This window comes from Streptococcus sp. HMSC067H01 (assembly GCF_001814775.1).
Taxonomy (GTDB): Bacteria; Bacillota; Bacilli; order Lactobacillales; family Streptococcaceae; genus Streptococcus.
Genome location: NZ_KV817815.1, coordinates 356 through 20,220, shown reverse-complemented (window position 1 = coordinate 20,220; position 19,865 = coordinate 356). Strand labels below are relative to the sequence as shown.

22 protein-coding genes are annotated in these 19,865 nt (G+C 39.4%); 17 read left to right on the top strand and 5 right to left on the bottom strand.

Annotated features, from left to right (window positions below; all coding sequences use genetic code 11):
- Window positions 1–6 precede the first annotated feature (6 nt).
- Entirely contained in the window at window positions 7–210 is a 204-nt protein-coding gene (locus HMPREF2987_RS10550) for a ferredoxin (protein WP_083312457.1), read from the bottom strand.
- Window positions 211–255: 45 nt separating this feature from the next.
- On the opposite strand from HMPREF2987_RS10550, the gene HMPREF2987_RS09910 reads away from it, so the two are divergent.
- The 6 genes from HMPREF2987_RS09910 (at window position 256) to pdxT (ending at window position 4,119) form a co-directional block, all read left to right on the top strand.
- Window positions 256–744, top strand: a complete 489-nt coding sequence (locus HMPREF2987_RS09910; RefSeq protein WP_075230402.1) for an SAG1386/EF1546 family surface-associated protein — start codon at window positions 256–258, stop codon at window positions 742–744.
- An 8-nt stretch (window positions 745–752) separates the two neighbouring features.
- A complete protein-coding gene (cmk, locus tag HMPREF2987_RS09905) occupies window positions 753–1,424 on the top strand; it encodes a (d)CMP kinase (RefSeq protein ID WP_075230401.1) in 672 nt (223 codons plus the stop codon).
- A 134-nt stretch (window positions 1,425–1,558) separates the two neighbouring features.
- Window positions 1,559–1,897 carry a zinc ribbon domain-containing protein YjdM gene (locus HMPREF2987_RS09900; RefSeq protein ID WP_075230400.1) on the top strand — a complete coding sequence of 113 codons (339 nt, stop codon included), beginning with the start codon at window positions 1,559–1,561 and terminating at the stop codon, window positions 1,895–1,897.
- Window positions 1,898–1,899: 2 nt separating this feature from the next.
- Window positions 1,900–2,532, top strand: a complete 633-nt coding sequence (locus HMPREF2987_RS09895) for a Pr6Pr family membrane protein (protein ID WP_075230399.1) — start codon at window positions 1,900–1,902, stop codon at window positions 2,530–2,532.
- A 138-nt stretch (window positions 2,533–2,670) separates the two neighbouring features.
- Window positions 2,671–3,546, top strand: coding sequence for a pyridoxal 5'-phosphate synthase lyase subunit PdxS (gene pdxS / locus HMPREF2987_RS09890; protein WP_006153788.1), 876 nt, complete (start codon window positions 2,671–2,673; stop codon window positions 3,544–3,546).
- A complete protein-coding gene (gene pdxT / locus HMPREF2987_RS09885) occupies window positions 3,547–4,119 on the top strand; it encodes a pyridoxal 5'-phosphate synthase glutaminase subunit PdxT (protein WP_075230398.1) in 573 nt (190 codons plus the stop codon).
- Window positions 4,120–4,148: 29 nt separating this feature from the next.
- Here pdxT and HMPREF2987_RS09880 read toward each other — a convergent pair whose 3' ends face one another.
- Together HMPREF2987_RS09880 and HMPREF2987_RS09875 are read right to left on the bottom strand one after the other, a co-directional pair.
- Window positions 4,149–4,796 carry a PAQR family membrane homeostasis protein TrhA gene (locus HMPREF2987_RS09880; RefSeq protein ID WP_075230397.1) on the bottom strand — a complete coding sequence of 216 codons (648 nt, stop codon included), beginning with the start codon at window positions 4,794–4,796 and terminating at the stop codon, window positions 4,149–4,151.
- On the bottom strand, window positions 4,786–5,241 hold the full coding sequence (locus tag HMPREF2987_RS09875) for a DUF1836 domain-containing protein (protein ID WP_075230396.1): 456 nt from the start codon (window positions 5,239–5,241) through the stop codon (window positions 4,786–4,788). The genes HMPREF2987_RS09880 and HMPREF2987_RS09875 overlap by 11 nt, the downstream gene beginning before the upstream one ends.
- Before the next feature lie 134 nt (window positions 5,242–5,375).
- Here HMPREF2987_RS09875 and HMPREF2987_RS09870 point away from each other — a divergent pair, with 134 nt between their 5' ends.
- From HMPREF2987_RS09870 to trxB, 7 genes are all read left to right on the top strand, one after another.
- Complete coding sequence (locus tag HMPREF2987_RS09870; protein WP_075230395.1) at window positions 5,376–5,876, top strand: GNAT family N-acetyltransferase; 501 nt, start codon at window positions 5,376–5,378, stop codon at window positions 5,874–5,876.
- Complete coding sequence (locus HMPREF2987_RS09865; RefSeq protein ID WP_049548273.1) at window positions 5,869–6,381, top strand: methylated-DNA--[protein]-cysteine S-methyltransferase; 513 nt, start codon at window positions 5,869–5,871, stop codon at window positions 6,379–6,381. The genes HMPREF2987_RS09870 and HMPREF2987_RS09865 overlap by 8 nt, the downstream gene beginning before the upstream one ends.
- Window positions 6,382–6,393: 12 nt before the next feature.
- A complete protein-coding gene (locus tag HMPREF2987_RS09860; RefSeq protein ID WP_075230394.1) occupies window positions 6,394–6,750 on the top strand; it encodes a Spx/MgsR family RNA polymerase-binding regulatory protein in 357 nt (118 codons plus the stop codon).
- Window positions 6,751–6,907: 157 nt separating this feature from the next.
- Window positions 6,908–7,708 (top strand): amino acid ABC transporter permease, encoded by an 801-nt coding sequence (locus HMPREF2987_RS09855; protein ID WP_075230393.1) that lies wholly within the window; start codon window positions 6,908–6,910, stop codon window positions 7,706–7,708.
- Window positions 7,708–8,451: an amino acid ABC transporter ATP-binding protein gene (locus tag HMPREF2987_RS09850; RefSeq protein WP_075230392.1), complete on the top strand. Its 744-nt coding sequence runs from the start codon at window positions 7,708–7,710 to the stop codon at window positions 8,449–8,451. The genes HMPREF2987_RS09855 and HMPREF2987_RS09850 overlap by 1 nt, the downstream gene beginning before the upstream one ends.
- Window positions 8,452–8,530: 79 nt before the next feature.
- Window positions 8,531–8,755 carry a DUF4059 family protein gene (locus HMPREF2987_RS09845; protein WP_075230391.1) on the top strand — a complete coding sequence of 75 codons (225 nt, stop codon included), beginning with the start codon at window positions 8,531–8,533 and terminating at the stop codon, window positions 8,753–8,755.
- 65 nt (window positions 8,756–8,820) lie between these two features.
- Window positions 8,821–9,732 carry a thioredoxin-disulfide reductase gene (trxB, locus tag HMPREF2987_RS09840; protein WP_075230390.1) on the top strand — a complete coding sequence of 304 codons (912 nt, stop codon included), beginning with the start codon at window positions 8,821–8,823 and terminating at the stop codon, window positions 9,730–9,732.
- 179 nt (window positions 9,733–9,911) lie between these two features.
- Here the strand turns inward: trxB and rlmB are convergent, their stop codons facing one another.
- Together rlmB and def are read right to left on the bottom strand one after the other, a co-directional pair.
- Window positions 9,912–10,640: a 23S rRNA (guanosine(2251)-2'-O)-methyltransferase RlmB gene (rlmB, locus tag HMPREF2987_RS09835; RefSeq protein WP_075230424.1), complete on the bottom strand. Its 729-nt coding sequence runs from the start codon at window positions 10,638–10,640 to the stop codon at window positions 9,912–9,914.
- Window positions 10,641–10,718: 78 nt separating this feature from the next.
- Entirely contained in the window at window positions 10,719–11,330 is a 612-nt protein-coding gene (def, locus tag HMPREF2987_RS09830) for a peptide deformylase (RefSeq protein ID WP_075230389.1), read from the bottom strand.
- A gap of 155 nt (window positions 11,331–11,485) precedes the next feature.
- On the opposite strand from def, the gene HMPREF2987_RS09825 reads away from it, so the two are divergent.
- The 4 genes from HMPREF2987_RS09825 to HMPREF2987_RS09810 all read left to right on the top strand — a co-directional run.
- Complete coding sequence (locus HMPREF2987_RS09825) at window positions 11,486–12,805, top strand: CapA family protein (protein WP_075230388.1); 1,320 nt, start codon at window positions 11,486–11,488, stop codon at window positions 12,803–12,805.
- A gap of 23 nt (window positions 12,806–12,828) precedes the next feature.
- Entirely contained in the window at window positions 12,829–13,656 is an 828-nt protein-coding gene (locus HMPREF2987_RS09820; protein WP_075230387.1) for a Cof-type HAD-IIB family hydrolase, read from the top strand.
- A 1-nt stretch (window position 13,657) separates the two neighbouring features.
- Entirely contained in the window at window positions 13,658–14,293 is a 636-nt protein-coding gene (locus HMPREF2987_RS09815) for an SGNH/GDSL hydrolase family protein (RefSeq protein WP_075230386.1), read from the top strand.
- A gap of 411 nt (window positions 14,294–14,704) precedes the next feature.
- Window positions 14,705–19,865, top strand: a 5,161-nt coding sequence (locus HMPREF2987_RS09810; protein WP_142995402.1) for a Spy0128 family protein, incomplete at its 3' end; no start/stop codon positions are given.

The window sequence follows — 19,865 nt, the reverse complement described above, 5'->3', positions numbered from 1 at the left end:
TAACGATTAAAACTGGTCTTTGATGAGAGCGCGAGTTGGGCAATTTTTAACAGCCTCTAAGACGTCTTGACTAGGAGAAATTTCTTTTTCTAGTTGATCAGGATCATCGTAAAAACGTACAATACCATTATCATGGTAATCAAATAATTCAGAATAAGTTTGGCATAGCCCACAGGCAATGCATCGTTCAGGTATAAGTGTGATTTTCATACTTATATTGTAATAAGAAAATAGAAAAAAAACAAGGAGTAAGGTATGGAAAAGGAACCGTGGCAAGAAGATATCTATAACAATGAGGAAAGCCGTTCGGAGCGTAGAAGCAGAGGAAATAAGGGAACAGGAGTGGTAGCCAACCGTATTCTAACCATTTTAGCTTGTATTTTCTTTGTAATCGTGGTCGGTATGATTGCTGTTTTAATCTATCTGTCTTCAGGTGGTAGTGATCGTACGGCAGCCTTGAAAGATTTTCATGATTCTTCTGCGCCTAAGGTAGAGGAAGTTTCTTCAACATCATCAAGTAGTTCAGTTGAAGCATCAAGTTCTGAAGCAGAATCAACTTCTTCAAGTAGTTCAGAGGGACATGCTAATGCCGAGGGAACTATTACTGTTCTTGCTGGTGAAGGTGAAGCGGCTATCGCAGCTAGAGCAGGAATTTCTATTGCCCAGCTTGAAGCCTTGAATCCTGGTCATATGTCCTCAGGTTCTTGGTTTGCAAATCCTGGTGATGTTCTTAAGACAAGATAGGAGTTAGAATGAAAACAATTCAGATCGCTATTGATGGTCCAGCTTCAAGTGGTAAGAGTACAGTAGCTAAGATCATAGCTAAGGATTTTGGTTACACCTACTTGGATACAGGTGCCATGTATCGTGCGGCAACTTATATTGCCTTACAGCATCAAATTAATCCAGAAGAATCTAGTCAACTCCTTGATCTATTGGATCAATATCCGATTAGTTTTGGGCGTTCTGAGGATGGAGAACAGCTTGTCTATGTCGGTGATGTAGATGTTAGCCATCCAATCAGAGAAAATACTGTGACCAATGCGGTATCAGCTTTTGCTGCCATTCCAGCCATTCGTGAAAAATTGGTAGCTCTCCAGCAAGAAATTGCCCAACAAGGCGGAATCGTCATGGATGGTCGAGATATTGGTACAGTGGTCTTGCCTAAGGCTGAATTGAAGATTTTTCTTGTTGCTTCAGTGGATGAACGTGCAGAACGACGTTATAAGGAAAATCTTTCAAAGGGGATCGAAACAGATTTGGAAACTTTGAAAGAAGAGATTGCTGCGCGTGATTATAAAGATAGTCATCGTGAAACTTCTCCTCTTAAGCAGGCAGATGATGCAATCTATCTGGACACGACAGGACTAAGTATTTTAGAAGTTGTCGAAAAAATTAAATCAGAAGCAGTTAAACATTTTTAATTGAAGCTCATAATCGATTGACCACGATGGTGGTCAATTTTTTACGATTTGTCAAATCTTCTATTTTAGGGTATAATAATTTCTGTTAAAGAAAATTTGACAATCAAACAATCATGCAACTATAAGGAGATAAAATGAACAATCTACCAAATTGCCCAAAATGTAATTCAGAATACGTCTATGAAGACGGAGCATTGCTAGTCTGTCCAGAGTGTGCCTATGAATGGAATCCAGCAGAACAAACAGAAGCTGAAGATGGTGTTGTTGCTATTGATGCTAATGGAAATAAATTAGCTGATGGAGATACAGTAACCTTGATTAAGGACCTTAAGGTTAAAGGTGCTCCTAAAGACCTCAAACAAGGAACTCGTGTGAAAAACATCCGTATTGTTGAAGGTGACCACAACATTGACTGTAAGATCGATGGTTTTGGTGCTATGAAGCTTAAATCAGAATTTGTGAAGAAGATTTAATCATGATTAAAAATGAAAAAGTAATATTTTATAGTCGTATCTTTTTATTTATAGCAGCCTTTACCGGTGTATACTTGGAGATTACCAAACGCGGTGGTTTAGGGATGTTGCTTTACTACACTGTACTTTCTAACCTTTTGGTTGTACTTTTTACAGGTTATCTTTTGTTAAAGATGCGTAGTGGTGGTGATAGTTGGCAGAGTCCTAGTATTCTACGTCTCAAAGGTGGTGTTACTATGAGTATTATGATTACTTGTGTCATCTATCATTTCATGCTAGCTCCTTTGACGACAGATTTTTACCGTTTGGAAAATTTCCTTTGCCATTATATTGTCCCTCTCTGGTTTTTAGCAGATACAATTATTTTTGATAAGAGTCGTCAATATAAGTTAGTTGATCCCATGCTTTGGACTAGCCTTCCTTTGCTTTATATGATTTTTGCCCTTTTAAACGGTTTTGTTTTAAAGATGGATGTCCCTAATGCTAAGGATAGTCCCTTCCCTTATTTCTTTTTGAATGCTACCAAACATGGTTGGGGCTTTGTCTTTAAATGGGCAGCAACTATCTTTGTTGCCTACATGGTTTCAGGATATCTCTTTTATCTTGTGAAAAGTATTAAGAAATCTAAGAATTAAAAGTACCCAATGTGGGTGCTTTTTTTGTGATAGAGATAATTGTACCCGGACAAATCGATTTATTTTATCTTGTTATGCAGTCTTTTATACCTTACAATAAAACTGTAGCTACCAATACAACTATTGAGGATGAAAAAAATGACTGAAAATCGTTATGAATTAAATAAGAATTTAGCACAGATGCTTAAAGGTGGCGTCATCATGGATGTTCAAAATCCTGAGCAAGCAAGAATTGCAGAGGCTGCGGGTGCGGCAGCAGTTATGGCTTTGGAACGAATCCCAGCTGATATTCGTGCAGCGGGTGGTGTCTCTCGCATGAGTGATCCAAAGATGATTAAGGAAATCCAAGAAGCGGTCAGCATTCCAGTTATGGCTAAGGTTCGAATTGGGCATTTTGTTGAAGCTCAGATTTTAGAAGCTATCGAAATTGACTATATCGATGAGAGCGAAGTTCTATCTCCAGCTGACGATCGTTTCCATGTGGATAAGAAAGAATTCCAAGTTCCTTTTGTTTGCGGTGCTAAAGATCTAGGAGAAGCCTTGCGTCGTATCGCTGAAGGAGCATCGATGATCCGTACAAAAGGGGAACCTGGAACAGGAGACATCGTTCAGGCGGTTCGTCATATGCGTATGATGAATCAAGAAATCCGCCGCATTCAAAATCTCCGTGAGGACGAGTTATATGTCGCAGCAAAAGAACTCCAAGTACCTGTAGAATTAGTTCAATACGTTCACGAACATGGAAAACTACCAGTCGTGAACTTTGCGGCTGGAGGGGTTGCAACACCAGCGGACGCTGCTCTCATGATGCAACTTGGTGCTGAAGGCGTCTTTGTTGGTTCAGGGATTTTCAAATCAGGTGATCCTGTTAAACGAGCAGCAGCAATTGTCAAGGCAGTTACAAACTATCAAAATCCTCAAATTTTAGCTCAAATCTCAGAAGATTTGGGAGAAGCCATGGTTGGTATCAATGAGAATGAAATCCAAATTCTCATGGCTGAGCGAGGAAAATAGATGAAAATTGGAATATTGGCCTTGCAAGGCGCCTTTGTAGAGCATGAGAAAGTCCTTGCCAAACTAGGAGTTGAAAGTGTTGAACTGCGAAATCTAGAAGACTTTCAGCAACATCGAGGTGAGCTGTCAGGTTTGATTTTACCTGGAGGTGAGTCGACAGCTATGGGAAAACTCCTACGTGACCAGCAGATGCTACTTCCTCTAAGAGAGGCTATTCTCAATGGTTTACCAGTCTTTGGGACTTGTGCAGGCTTGATTTTGCTAGCGAGACAAATCACTTCTCAGGAAGAGAGCCATCTATCGACTATGGACATAGTAGTGGAGCGCAATGCCTATGGACGTCAGCTAGGAAGCTTTTATACAGAAGCAGACTGCAAGGGTGTTGGCAAGATTCCCATGACCTTTATCCGTGGACCTATTATTAGTGAAGTTGGTAAGGGTGTTGATGTTCTGTCAGTAGTGAACAATCAAATCGTTGCTGCTCAAGAAAAGAATATGCTAGTGACCTCCTTTCATCCGGAATTGACAAATGATCTTCGCTTGCATCAATACTTTATCAATATGTGCAAATAAAAATAGGTCGGGATTTTCCCGGCCTATTTTTACATGTAATAAACAATGGCAATGTATTGGAGGGCAGAGGCAACAAGAATAAAGAGATGCCAGATCATGTGGAAGTAAGGTTTCTTCTTAGCATAAAAACCAGCACCAACTGTATAACAAAGCCCACCTGATACCATAAGAGTCCAAAAGATTGGATTTGTTTGACTGATGATTGCTGGTAGGATAGCCACAACTAGCCAACCCATGATGAGGTAGAGTATCAGACTAAATTTCTCATTGACCTTTTTGGCAAAAATCTTATAGAGAATACCAAATATAGTTGTTCCCCACTGAATGGCGATAATCAGATAACCAAACCAGTTATTCATCAAGGTCAAAACGACAGGAGTATAAGAGCCAGCAATCGCAACATAAATCATGGAATGGTCGATAATGCGCAAGACATACTTATGAGTGGAACCATAAGCCATAGAATGATAAATAGTCGATGAAAGGAACATAAGAAAGAGGCTGATGACGAAGATGGAAACTCCGATAGACGATAAGAAACCATGGGCCTCATAACTGTAAGTAGATGAAATGGGAAGTAGGATGAGCATGATAAATGCTCCTACAGCATGGGTGACACTGTTGGCAATTTCTTCTCCAAAACTAAGTCGTTTACTAAGTTTGAAACTAGTATTCATTTGTTTCCTCCTTTTCGGTTTCTGTATAGACTAGTGCAAGTGTTTGATGATAGAGTTTGACCGTTTGGCAGCTTGCCTGGATAATGGGATTAGCTGGGTCTAGGTCTTCATTCATATAGTCCACAAAAGCATTGTAAAGTTCTTGTGAGTTAGTCTCTGTGTGTAGGGTGTTTAGGGTTTGAGCAATTTCCTGGATTGAAAAAACAGACTTGAGTGTTGTGATAGCAATCAATCGAGCAATTTGTTTGCGTTGGTATTTTTTCTTTTCAGGTTTACTGATATAGCCGTGCTTCACATAGTTGTTCACCATTGATGCAGTTAAACCTTTCTCTTTAGCAAGAGAAATAGGGGAACAAACTTTATTCACATAAAGTAGGACCTGATCCAAATAGAGCTCAATGTTTGGAATTTCGTCCCATTCTGGGTAGGAAAAAGTAGCTTTCATTTCCAACTCCTGTTTATCTAGTTTTGATAACTAGATTATAAAATAATAGAAATAAAAAGTCAAGTTTTAACTGCTTGTAGAAACCCTTAAATTATGCTATGATGAGAGAAACTAGTCAGAAAAGAGGAGATAAGATGGAAATTCGTTTAGCCTTTCCAAATGAAGTTGATGCAATTATGCAGGTGATTGAGGATGCTAAAAAATGCTTGGCGGAAGCTGGTAGCACTCAGTGGCAAAACGGCTACCCAGATGCAGATACCATTATTGAAGATATCATCTCTGGTCAAGCTTATGTAGCCCTAGACGAAGGTGATCTCTTAGCCTATGCAGCAGTGACTAAGAGCCCAGAATCTGCCTATGAAGCTATTTATGAAGGCAAATGGCAAGGAGGAGAGACAGAGTATCTAGTTTTTCATCGTATTGCTGTGGCAGCAGATGTTCAAGGGCAAGGGGTAGCGCAGACCTTCTTGGAAGGCTTGATTGAAGGCTTTGATTACCTAGATTTTCGTTCAGATACGCACGCTGAAAATAAGGCTATGCAACATATCTTTGAAAAGCTTGGCTTTAAAAAGGTTGGGAAGGTTCCAGTAGATGGAGAACGCCTAGCCTATCAAAAATTAAAATCCAATGCCTAAAAAGTATGCAAAAATGCTCTATGTTTCTCCCATAGGGGAGCTCTCACTTGTTGCTGATGACCACTACTTGCTTGGCATTTGGTTTCAAGGTCAGAAACATTTTGAGAGAGGTTTGGAAGCTGGGTGTATCGTTGATGTTCCAAGCCATCCAGTTTTGAACCAAGTTGCTTCTTATTTGGATAGCTATTTTTCAGGACAAGTTCAAGACCTATCTGAGCTTCCTCTGGCTCCTATTGGAAGTGAATTTGAAAAGAAAGTTTGGTCTTATCTACGGGAAATACCCTTTGGGCAGACAGTTACTTATGGTCAAATAGCTAAGGACTTGCATGTAGCTTCTCCTCAAGCTATCGGAGGAGCTGTAGGCCGAAATCCTTGGTCTATCCTCGTACCTTGTCACCGCGTACTCGGTTCCGGCAATCGCCTGACAGGCTTTGCTTCAGGAATTGAGAAGAAGGCTTGCCTATTGAAGCATGAAAATGCAACATTTAAAGAGAAAAAAGAATAGAAAGAGAAGAAAATGTTAGAATTTATCGAATATCCAAAATGTACAACTTGTAAAAAAGCCAAAAAAGAGTTAGATCAACTCGGATTAGAGTATAAAGATGTTCATATTGTAGAAGAAACACCAACTGAGGAAGTGATTTTGACCTGGTTAGAAACTTCAGGTTTTGAATTAAAACAGTTCTTTAATACCAGCGGTATCAAATATCGTGAGCTAGGATTGAAAGATAAGGTCGGAAGCATGTCAAAACAAGAAGCAGCTAAACTCTTAGCTAGTGATGGTATGTTACTCAAACGGCCAATTCTTGTTAAAGGTGGACAGATTCAGCAAATTGGCTATCGTAAAGCCTATGAAGAGCTTGGTTTGAATTAGGTTTTATCTATCTCTTTGATAAAAATAATATATGTCTGGCTTTTCTAAAAGTGTGTTAAACTAGTATTTAGACCCAGAAAGTCTTTACCCGTAGCAAATATTTTTAATCAGAGCAGAAGTATGATAGAATGAATCATTATCAGGAGAGGATGTTTCTATGAACGTTACAACACTTTTAGCATCAGATTGGTATCAAAACTTGATGCAGTATATTCCAGACGGCAAACTCTTTAGCTGGCGTTCGGTTTTTGATGGCATTCCAAGAATTGTCCAACAATTACCCACAACCTTGATGTTGACAGTATGTGGTGCTTTTTTTGGTATTGTGCTAGCTCTACTCTTTGCTATTGTGAAAATTAACAGAGTTAGATTTCTTTATCCATTACAAGCTTTTTTCGTTAGTTTCTTAAAAGGAACTCCAATTTTAGTTCAACTGATGTTGACCTATTACGGGATTCCACTAGCTCTAAAAGCACTGAATCAACAATGGGGAACCTCTTTAAACATTAATGCAATTCCAGCAGCAACGTTTGCCATTGTAGCTTTTGCTTTTAACGAAGCAGCCTACGCCAGTGAAACTATCCGTGCCGCTATTCTTTCTGTCAATCCTGGAGAGATTGAAGCCGCTCGTAGTCTCGGTATGACGCGTGCGCAAGTCTATCGTCGTGTGATTATTCCCAATGCAGCAGTGGTTGCAACACCAACCTTGATTAACTCCTTGATTGGCTTGACCAAGGGAACTTCCCTAGCCTTTAGTGCAGGTGTTGTGGAAGTTTTTGCCCAAGCTCAGATTTTGGGTGGTGCAGACTATCGTTACTTTGAGCGTTTCATCTCGGTCGCCCTAGTTTATTGGGTAGTGAATATCGCCATTGAAAATCTTGGTCGCTTTATTGAGAAAAAGATGGCAATCGAAGCACCAGATAATGTGGAAACAGATGTGAAAGGAGACCTTCGCTAATGATTAAGATTTCAAATTTAAGCAAATCCTTTTCAGGTCAAACCGTCTTGGATCATTTGAATTTAGATATTCAAAAAGGAGAGGTTGTTGCCTTGATTGGTTCTTCAGGGGCTGGAAAATCCACCTTTCTCCGTAGCCTAAACTATCTTGAAACACCTGATAGTGGAAGCATTCAAATCGATGACTTTTCAGTTGATTTTTCTCAAATTACGCAAGAAGAAATTCTAACTCTTCGTCGCAAACTATCGATGGTTTTCCAACAGTTTAATTTATTTGAGCGTAGAACAGCCTTAGACAATGTCAAGGAAGGTTTGCTTGTTGTCAAGAAATTATCGAACGAAGAAGCAACTAAGATTGCCAAAGAAGAGTTGGCTAAGGTTGGGCTTTCAGATCGTGAACAGCATTATCCGCGTCACTTGTCAGGGGGACAAAAACAACGGGTAGCTATAGCGCGTGCTCTAGCCATGAAACCAGACGTGTTACTTTTGGATGAACCAACTTCAGCCCTTGACCCAGAGTTGGTCGGTGAAGTGGAAAAATCTATCGCAGATGCTGCAAAATCAGGTCAAACCATGGTTTTGGTTAGTCACGATATGTCATTTGTTGCTCAAGTAGCTGATAAGGTTTTATTCTTGGATAAAGGAAAAATTATCGAGACTGGAACTCCTGATGAGATTATCAACCATCCTAAAGAAGAACGAACAAAAGAGTTCTTTGCTAGTTACAAACGGAACTATATTTGATATAATAGAAGATAAGAAAAACTCAGTTGGCTAAGCTAACTGGGTTTGCTCTTTAAAAATGTTAGAAATGAGAGAGAGCATGCTACTTCAAATATTTTCCTTGTACTTCCAAAGTTTAGTTTTAACCATGCTACTAGTCTTGATTGTCTTGGGACTTTGGATTGGTTTAAGAGCCCTATCAGGTGTTGATAAAACAGCTAAGGCTCGCCAAGCCCATCTTTACGATATGATTATGATTGGAGTTTTAACAATTCCAGTATTGTCATTTGCAACCATGAGCATTTTGTTGGTTCTCAAGGCTTAATAGTTGTAAAATGGGATTTAATCCGTTAGAATAAAAATAGTTACAACAAGAAAGAAGGAAAGTGAATGTACGATACGATTATTATCGGGGCAGGTCCTGCTGGGATGACTGCAGCCTTGTACGCAGCACGTAGCAATTTGAAAGTTGCTTTGATTGAAGGTGGACTTCCTGGTGGTCAGATGAACAATACTTCTGACATTGAAAACTATCCAGGTTATGCTAATATTAGTGGTCCTGAGTTGGCTGAAAAGATGTTTGAACCTCTTGAAAATCTAGGTGTTGAACATCTCTATGGCTTTGTAGAAAATATTGAGGACCATGGTGATGTGAAGAAAGTAATCACAGACGATGAAGAATTTGAAACTCGCACAGTTATCGTAGCGACTGGTTCAAAACATCGCCTCTTAGGAGTTCCAGGAGAAGAAGAACTGAATAGTCGTGGAGTTTCCTACTGTGCGGTTTGTGATGGAGCCTTTTTCCGTGACCAAGATTTGTTGGTTGTAGGTGGAGGTGACTCCGCGGTTGAAGAGGCTATCTTTTTAACACGGTTTGCAAAATCTGTTACCATTGTTCATCGTCGTGATGAGCTTCGTGCCCAAAAAGTCTTGCAAGACCGTGCCTTTGCCAATGAAAAAATCAACTTCATTTGGGATTCTGTCGTAAAAGAAATTAAGGGTGAAAACCGTGTGGAGTCAGTTGTCATTGAAAATGTTAAAACAAATCAAGTGACTGAACATGCCTTTGGAGGTATCTTCATCTATGTTGGTTTAGATCCAGTTAGCGATTTTACAAAAGATTTACAAATCCAAGATGAGTCAGGTTGGATTGCGACAGATGACCACATGAAGACAAGTGTTGCAGGTGTCTTTGCAGTTGGAGATGTTCGTCAGAAAGACCTTCGTCAAGTCACAACAGCAGTTGGAGATGGTGCGATTGCAGGTCAAGAAGCCTATAAATATATTACTGAACATAGTTAAAAAGGCGGTGGGACAGAAATCGATAGACAAAGTCTCGATTTCGTAGTCCCAGCCCCGCGAGGATGATTAGGAGCTTTTTGGAGTCTAAAAGACGAACAAAAAGTTCAATCAGCTACCGCGTCAAAGTTTGATTACTAATAAAAAGTGAGGTCGGGATCTTTTGTCCCAACCTCACTTTTTTATAATCGATTGCGGAAGACTTCGTACATGAGGATAGCAGCGGCAACACTAGCATTGAGACTTTGTACGTGTCCATTCATTGGAATAGTGATCATCTCGTCCACTTGCTTTTTGATGTTACTTGAGATACCTTTTCCTTCATTTCCGATAATGAGGGCGACTTTACCACTTGTGTTCCATTTATGGCAAGGAGTCCCGTTCATATCAGTTCCAAAAGTCCAAAAGCCCTCTTCTTTAAGTTTGTCCAAGGTTTGACTGAGGTTAGTCACGCGAGCGATAGGAACATGCTCAATGGCACCTGTTGCTGTTTTAGCAACGACAGGAGTAACGCCGACAGCTCGATGTTTGGGAATGATGACACCCGAAACATTGGTTGCATCAGCTGTTCTTAGAATAGAGCCGAGGTTGTGAGGGTCAGTTAGTCCATCAAGGATCAATAGCAGTGGATTTTTCTCTTGACGGGTCTTGGCAAGAATCTGCTCCAGTTCAGTGTAGGCGAATTCTGAAACGCGCAAGACAAAACCTTGGTGAACAGCTCCTTCAGTCATTTCGGAAAGAGACTTTTTTGAAGTCCAAGAGATAGAGACCTTCTTCTCGGTTGCTAGTTCTTTGACTTTTTCAACATTTTTTCCTCTTAAGTCTTCTTGAACATAGAGCTTGTTGCCAGTATTGGCTAAGAGGGCTTCGGTAACGGCGTGAACGCCATAGACAATATCGTTTGTTTTCATAGTTTTAATTTTAAAGTTATAGGACTGAGGCAAACTTATATCATTTTTAGGATACCTGTTGACTCAGTAGTTGCTAGTTTATTCTAGGATGAGGAGTCCTTCTTTGATTTCAAAAGGATCTTTTTCATTGATACGATCGTAGAACATGACGCCATTTAAGTGGTCAATTTCGTGTTGAACGACGATTGAGTTATAGCCCTTGAGTTTGATGCGGTGCTTTTCTCCATCTTTATCAAAATAGTCCACAGTTACTCGAGCATGGCGGATAACATAGCCTGGAACGGCACGGTCGACAGACAAGCAACCTTCTCCCTCGCCTAGAGCAGCATCTTGGACTGAGTGGGATACGATTTTGGGATTGTACATAACAGCTTGTAAGTCATAGGCTTCTTGAGGTGTTTCACCTTCCTCGGTGATATTAGGAACTAAAACAGCAATGATGCGTTTTGAGATATCTAATTGTGGTGCAGCAAGTCCGACTCCTCCACGTAGACCTAACTTTTCAGCCATAACTGGGTCTTGTGAATGTTTCAAAAATTGCATCATTTTTTCTCCGAGAATGATATCTTGATTACTCAAGGGGAAGCTGACTTCTTCAGCAACGGCACGAAGAGTTGGGTTTCCTTCGCGGATAATATCTTTCATATCAATTAAATGAGCAGCTTTGGTAATTCTTTCTATAGCAGACATGTTCTCTCTCCTTTTCTTACTTTACATGATAACACAAAATAGCCTAGAATGAAAGCACATTAGTTCTATCAGGATGCATTCTCCAGATGAAATACTATCTTGTCTATGGTATAATAAGTTAAGGAGACTTGCATCAAAAAGCAGGGAGAAGAAATATGGAAAAACGTAGTAGAAGCAGAAAAAATGGCTCGAACTTTCAAGTTATCAGAACATCTGTTCGATTTTTTAGGAACTATAAACAGTGGAGCAATAGAACTTTTATTGTAGTTTTGTTGGCTTTTGTAGCTCTCTCCATGGTCACGACTTTGTTAGTAGAAGGGGCTCAGGGGATTTCATTGACCAGTAGTGACTCGACTGTAGTACATCATAAATCCAATGCTCAGGAAAAGAGTGAGGATAATGAGAAAGAAACCAGTGCTCGTATAATGGCTCATGGAGATTTGCTTTATCATATTCCTATTTATCGTACAGCTCTAAAAGAGGATGGGAGCTATGATTTTCATGAAAATTTTGACTATGTCAAACCTTGGTTTAAGAAGGCTGATCTAGTCATAGGAGACTTTGAAGGGACTATTAGTAAGGACCATTACCTAGCAGGCTATCCTTTATTTAATGCTCCAGGAGAAGTTATGGATGCGATAAAGGATGCTGGTTATCAGGTGCTGGACTTGGCCCACAATCACATCTTGGACTCCCAGTTGGAAGGAGTTATCTCTACAGCGGATGCGATCGAAAAGGCAGGCATAACTCCAATTGGAGTATATACCCATGAAGCGCGTGATAAGGCGCCTTTAGTGATTAAGGAAGTAAATGGGATTAAGGTTGCTTTCCTAGCCTATTCTTATGGCTTCAATGGTATTGAGGAATACATCTCTAAAGAAGATTACAATAATTACCTGTCCGACTTAAATGAAGATAAGATGAAGGCTGAAATTGAGCGAGCTGAAAAAGAGGCAGACATTACCGTTGTCATGCCTCAAATGGGAATTGAGTATCAATTAGAACCAACTGAAGAACAAAAGATTCTCTACCACAAGATGATTGACTGGGGAGCTGACCTTATCTTTGGAGGGCATCCTCACGTTGTTGAACCAGCTGAAACAGTTGAAAAAGATGGAGATAAAAAACTCATTATCTACTCTATGGGCAATTTCCTATCTAATCAACGGATTGAAACCATGCAGGATGAGGAAAATGCCAAGTGGACGGAGCGTGGAGTCCTCATGGACGTAACCATAAAGAAGAAAGCAGGCAAGACAACTATTGAGACTGCAGAGGCTCATCCAACTTGGGTTAACCGTACTCTAAAAGGCACCTATTCACCTGACGGCTATCCACTTTTTCTTTATCAGACCTATATCTTGGAAGATTTTATAGAAGGTGGGGTTCATCGTGAAAAATTGGATGAGGAAACCAAGGAGAGAGTTGACATAGCCTACAAAGAAATGAATGAACATGTTGGCTTGAAGTGGTAGTGGTATTTCTTAGAGGAGACGAGATGACGATAAAATTAATTGCGACAGACATGGATGGAACCTTATTGGACCCCAAAGGTCAAGTAGATATACCTCGTTTGGAGAAGATTCTTGATCAGCTAGAGGAAAGGGGAATTCGATTTGTCATTGCGACTGGAAATGAGATTCATCGTGTGAAACAATTACTAGGGCATTTGACAGAGCGAGTAGTTTTGATTGTAGCTAATGGGGCGAGAATTTTTGAAGGAAATCAACTTTTACAGGCTCAAACTTGGGATGATGACATGGTTAATCGGGCTTTAGAATTTTTCAAGGGTCGAGAATGCCAAGAACAGTTTGTAGTGACCAGTATGAATGGTGGTTTTGTAAAAGAAGGTACTGTCTTTACAGAACTTGAAAATTTTATGACTCCAGAGATGATTGAACTTTTTTATCAGCGGATGAATTTTGTGGAAAAGTTAGAGTCTCATCTTTTTGGTGGAGTGTTAAAAATGAGCTTGGTGGTCGGTGAGGAGCGCTCTGACTCAGTTTTAGAGGAAATCAATCAGCTCTTTAATGGCTCCGTTCAGGCTGTTTCAAGTGGTTATGGCTGTATCGATATTCTTCAGTCTGGTATTCATAAAGCCTGGGCCTTGCAAGAGCTACTCAAGCGTTGGGACATCAAAGCTGAGGAAATCATGGCTTTTGGTGATAGTGAAAATGATGTAGAAATGCTTCAATTAGCTGGAATTGCCTATGCCATGGAAAATGCCGACGACAAGGCCAAAGCAGTAGCGACTGACTTTGCTCCATCCAATAGTCAGGCAGGAGTTTATCAGGTTTTGGAAGATTGGCTAGAAAAAGGAGAATGAAATGGCAGTGCAGTTGTTAGAAACCTGGCTCCTAAAAGAGCAAGAGAAAATCCAAAACAAGTATCGTGAACTCAATCAAATCTCCCTATTGGATCCAGATATCATTTTTATTGGTGATTCTATCATCGAATATTATCCCTTACAGGAGTTACTAGGACCTTCAAAGATCATGGTCAATCGAGGTATCAGGGGCTACCAGACAGGGCTTTTACTTGATAATCTTGATGCCCATCTCTATGGTGGTGCGGTTGATCAGATTGTTCTTTTGATTGGGACAAATGATATTGGTAAGGAAGTAGAGTTGGAGCAGACCTTGCATAATCTCGAAGCTGTGATTCAGTCAATTGCGCGTGATTTTCCGCTTACCCAAATCAAGCTTCTTTCTATTTTACCAGTTAATGAAGGAACAGAATATCAGCAGACAGTTTATATTCGTACCAATGAGAAAATCAAGGCCTGGAATCAAGCTTATCAAGACTTAGCTTCAGCCTATATGCAGGTAGAATATATCCCAGTATTTGATAGCTTCTTAGATGAAGCTGGACAATTAAAACCTACCTACACAACCGATGGCCTACACCTAAGTGTTGCTGGTTATCAGGTTCTATCAAAAGTGTTGAAAGACTATCTTTTTTAGAATTTTAACAAGTTTGAAAAAAGTAATAGATAAATAATTGACATAAAAAAATTCTTCTTGTAGATGTAAATAGTGATAAAGATTCACTGAAATCTATAGGTTGAATTTTTTCTTTTTATGATAACTTCCCTTGAATACAAAAGTATTTTTGCCATATTCAGTACCAAAGATGCATAAAAACCTATATTTAAATGGAAGAACTTGAAATTACGAAGAGTTAAATATTACTAGAAAATGAATATTATGCATTTTTAGAATAGTTTTAAGGGCGAATTAACCTTGATAGAAAGGCTAGAATATGGTATACTATTAGAGTTACTGTAATGCGGATGAAAGTGTTTTCTTTTCTGAAAATTCCAAATATTCTTGCATATTATTAGTAAAAATGTTTAAAAAAGGAGAACTTATCACATGATAAGAAGAGAGCAACAACGATTTTCTTTAAGAAAATACAAAGTTGGTGTCGCATCAGTTTTTTTAGGAACGACCCTTAGCTTCATGATGGCTAATGGTGGTGCGGTAAATGCTGCTGAGATTGTAGCACAAACAGCAGCTTCTGCTGGGAATACTGAACAAGTCGAAAAGGAAAAGTTGACAGAGCCATCCACGGATGTAGCAAATTCGGCTGTTTCTGAAACTTCAGAAGGTAAGCAAGAAACTTTAACATCTGAAGTTAAGCCTGAAGAAGTAAAATCAGAACCAACTGAAGTAAAATCAGAAGAAACAAAAGCTGAAAAACCTGAGGAAAAAACATCTGTTAGTCCTGAGGCAAAACCAGAGTCTTCTAAGCCAGTAGCAACAACTGCTTCAAAAGCAGAAGAAGTTGTAGTAGCTAAGCCTAAGGCAGAAGAAAAGACTGAATCTAAATCAGAGGAAAAATCTGAGCCTAAAGCAGAACTTTCAGCTGTAGCTGAGGCATCTAGCCTTGATACAAATGTCAGTATAGATAAGGTTGAAGCAAAACCACTCGTTGATAAAGCAACTCTTGCCTTAGCAGCGGAAAATACTGTGAATGCTGGTGCTTTGGCTACAGATGGCGGTCGTCGCCGTAATCGTCGTGCTGCAACTGACCATAACACAGAAGCAATAGCAACTACAACTACACTTAAAGATGGTGAAACAGCAGATCCAGATATGACAGATCCTGTTGGTGCAACTGTTAAGTCCCAGGATGTACCCGCAGGATACGAGAGAAAAGCTGGGGACTACTATACATTTAGTATTCTAGACCTTACAAGATTTAATCAACGCTACAACACCAACTACTATCTTCGTATCTATAAGAACTTTGATGCATCAACTGATTCAGTTGCAGAATTAATTGATAAGAATACAGGGGCTATTGTAGAAACAAAGACAATCACTGCAACCAGTGGTATTCAGCAGTTCTCTACAACAAAAACCAAGTCAAATTCTGAGTTGACCTTCCAAGTTGACTATCAGACTTCTATAGCAGCAGATAAAACAGTTCAGCCTTTTCTACAAACAGGTTATAAGGTGGCTGATAGAATTGCATCGCTAGTAAATCCAGATCATGAACTTACACCGACAGAACAAGCACTTTTGACAGCTGTTTATAATGCTCGTACAACTACTGATGTTATGAACGTAGTAGAGCCTACCTATAATGGACGCACGATTACGGATAGTAACTTCAAAATTCCACGAGTTGTTACCAAAATCACTCACTATAAAGTAGTTGACAAAGCCAATCCTACCTATAATGCTAGTAAAACAGATACAACTGTTCAAGATTATGAGGCGAATGGTAATGAAGTTGAATTAGCTAAGTATACATTGACAGCTACAGAAGGTCAAAACTTCACTGCTTCAGGGAAACGTCAGTTTGCAGGTTACAAACTCTATCAAGAAGCTCCTGCTGATAGTATGACGGGTTATGTTTCTCGTCCATATGTTGTTGGGACTAAATTCATGGATGCGGAGCGTGCGGGTATCAAGCGTATCAAAGAAATCGTCGGAGAAGATGGTTCAGTTGTCGTTCGTGTCTATCTTCTTGATCCAAAGCAACAAAGCAAGCGTTCTGACGGTTCCTTAAGTACAGATGGCTATATGCTCCTTGCAGAAACCAAGCCTATAAAACCTGGAAAGGTAAACACAGAAGATTTAGTTGTTAAGAAGACACCTCTGTACACGATTCCTTTTACTGATAAAAATGGAGTAAACTATCCAAACGGTAAGGAAACTGCATTTGACTTCCAAAGAGCTGCAGGATACACACCTAAGAAAACAGTCTTTGTTCCTTTCCTTGGAGATAATATTGGACACCTTTCTCCAAACGAACAATTAGTAAGGGGAAATAACGGTATTGGTACCAACGTTGACTTGCTTAATGGATTGACGCCATATACGGAAACAGTTTACTACTATGAAAAAGTAGATCCAGTAACCTACACCCCTGAAGTAAGTAAAGTCCTTGAAGGACGTACTTTAAATGATGGTGATTTTAGCTTTACTCTTAAACAAGAAGGTGGTACACACCAAGAAACTGTTACCAACAAAAATGGTAAGGCAACCTTTAGCCAACTAACATTCGAAAAACCAGGTACTTACACTTATAAGATTACAGAAGTTGCTGGTTCAGATACGAATGTTGACTATGATGGTATGGAGGTTACTCTTACAGTTACCGTTACACAAAATGCTCAGGATAAACTAGAAGTTGGAGCAGTCTATACATCAACAGGTGGTCATGCTGAGGGTGAGAATGACAAGGTCTTCAACAACTATGTTGTAGCTCCAGTTAAGACTAAGTTTGACTTCAGTAAGGCTCTGGCAGGTCGTGAGTTGAAAGCTGGTGAATTCAGCTTCGTATTGAAAGATTCAACTGGTAAGATCCTTCAAACCAAGACAAATACTAAAGAAGGTGTAGTAGCCTTTGATGATTTGACTTTTGACAACACACAAGTTGGTACTCACAAGTACACTGTAGAAGAAGTTCAAGGTTCTGAAGCAGGAATGACTTATGACCCAATGAAAGCTGAAGTAACGATCACTGTTACTAAAGAAGGTCACATTCTTAAAGCAACAAACACACTTCCTGCAGATACAGAATTCAACAATACCTTCACACCATCTCCTGTTAAAGTTAACCTTGAATTTGATAAATCACTTTCAAATGGTACCTTGAATGCTGGAGACTTTAGCTTTACTTTGACTGGTGATAACAATGTTAATGAAACTGTAACAAATAAAGCTAATGGTAAGATTAACTTCAGCGAATTGTCATTTGACCAAGCAGGTGTCTACAACTATACTGTAAAAGAAGTGAAGGGCAATAAAGCCGATGTAGACTATGATGCAATGACAATCGCAGTTAAAGTAACTGTAACCAAAGATGCAACTACTGGTCTTTTGTCAGCTAAAACTGAAATGACTTCAACAGGTGGTGAAGCAACTGGTGCAGATGATAAAATCTTTAACAACCATGTAGTGGCACCAGTAACAGCTCGATTTGACTTCAGCAAAGCTCTTGCAGGCCGTAAACTTAAAGCAGGCGAATTCAGTTTTGTCTTGAAAAATTCTGAAGGAACAGTTCTTCAAACCAAGCAAAATGATGCTGATGGAAAAGTTAAGTTTGATGCTTTAACATTTACAAATACTCAAGTTGGAGATCATAAGTACACTGTAGAAGAAGTTATCCCAGAAACTAAAGAAGCTGGTATGACTTATGACACCATGAAGGCTAACGTGACAGTTACTGTTACCAAATCAGGTCATGCACTTACAGCTGTAGCAACACTTCCAGCAGATAAAGAATTTAACAATACCTTTACCCCAACTGCAACACAAGCTCAATTCAAGTTCACTAAGAAACTTGAAGGTAAAGAGCTTACGAAGGATTCCTTCACATTTGAATTAGTTGAAAATGGCAAAGTCATCCAAACTAAGAAAAATGCGGCTGATGGAACTATCCAGTTTGACGCGATTTCTTATGATAAAGAAGGTACTCATACCTATACTGTACGTGAAGTAGCTGGAACAGATACAAATATCGACTACGATTCAATGAATGCAGAAGTAACCGTAAAAGTTACGAAAGATGCTACAACTGGTCTCTTGTCCGCAAAAGTGAGCATGCCAGAAGATTCAGAATTCAACAACTATGTAGTGGCACCAGTAGTTACTAAGTTCGACTTTACGAAGAAACTTGCAGGTCGTGCACTTCAAGCAGGTGAATTTAGCTTCGTATTGAAAGATTCAACTGGTAAAGAAATTGAAACTGTTACTAATAAAGAAGATGGAACAGTTACTTTCACTGAGTTGTCATTTGACAATACTAAAGTTGGTACACATACCTATACTGTTGAAGAAGTAATCCCAGCTTCAAAAGAGCTTGGAATGACTTACGACACCATGAAAGCAACCATTGCAGTTGAAGTTTCTAAGAAAGGCCATGCCTTAACAACTGTAACGAATGTAACATCAACTGGCGGTGTGGATGCTGAGGGAACATCAACTGATGGAACTGCTGATAAAGAATTTAACAACAAGGTTACTCCACCAGAAGCACCTCAATTCCAACCAGAGAAATTTGTTCTTAATACAGAAAAATACGATCTCACTGGTGAGAAATTGCTCGATGATGATGATGAGCTGACAGATGAATATGGTGAAACGAATGCGAATCCGTATGCTGATACAACTGAACATAATGAAGCAGAAAACATCAATACTAAGACGGTTGAACGTGGTGATAAGTTAGTTTATCAAGTATGGTTGGATACTACTAAATTTACTAGTCAGAACAATGTCCAATATGTAGGGATTTCTGATAAGTACGATGCAGAAAAACTTACAGTAGAAGCATCAGCTATTAAAGCTTATGATGGTAAAACTGGTATTGATGTAACTGATAAATTTGATATTACAGTTGAAAATGGTGTTATCACTGCAACCTCTAAGAAAGAATTTGTCAATGGTGACAATGTCATCGACACTACAAAATTCGCCTTTGGTCGCTACTATAAATTCGATATTCCAACAACTGTTAAAGATACTGTTAAAGCTGGTGCAGATATTGAAAACGCTGCAAACCAGATCGTTCATGTTTATAACCCAGTAAGCAAAACAGTCGAAAAACCAGAAAAACCAACTCAAAAACGTGTTAACTCTGTACCAGTTACAGTTGACCTTAAGTTTACTAAGAAGTTGGAAGGTCGTACTCTAGCCGCTGGTGAATTTAGCTTTGTTCTTAAGAAAGACAATGTTGCAGTTGAAACTGTTAAGAATGATGCAGAAGGTAAGATTACCTTTAAGACACTTAAGTTTGGTAAAGATGATCTTGGTAAGACTTATACATACACAGTATCAGAACTTACTGGTAGTGATTCAACAGTAACCTATGACGACATGGTTGCTACTGTAACTATTAAAGTAGCTCATGATGGTACTGCTAAGGCTATCGTAGCAAATGTTACAGACGCTACAGACAAAGAGTTCAACAACGTTGTAACTCCTCCAGAAGAACCTAAGTTCCAACCAGAAAAATACGTTGTAACTGAAGAGAAATTCGATATTACAGGCGACAAGCTTCTTGATGATGATTCTGAGT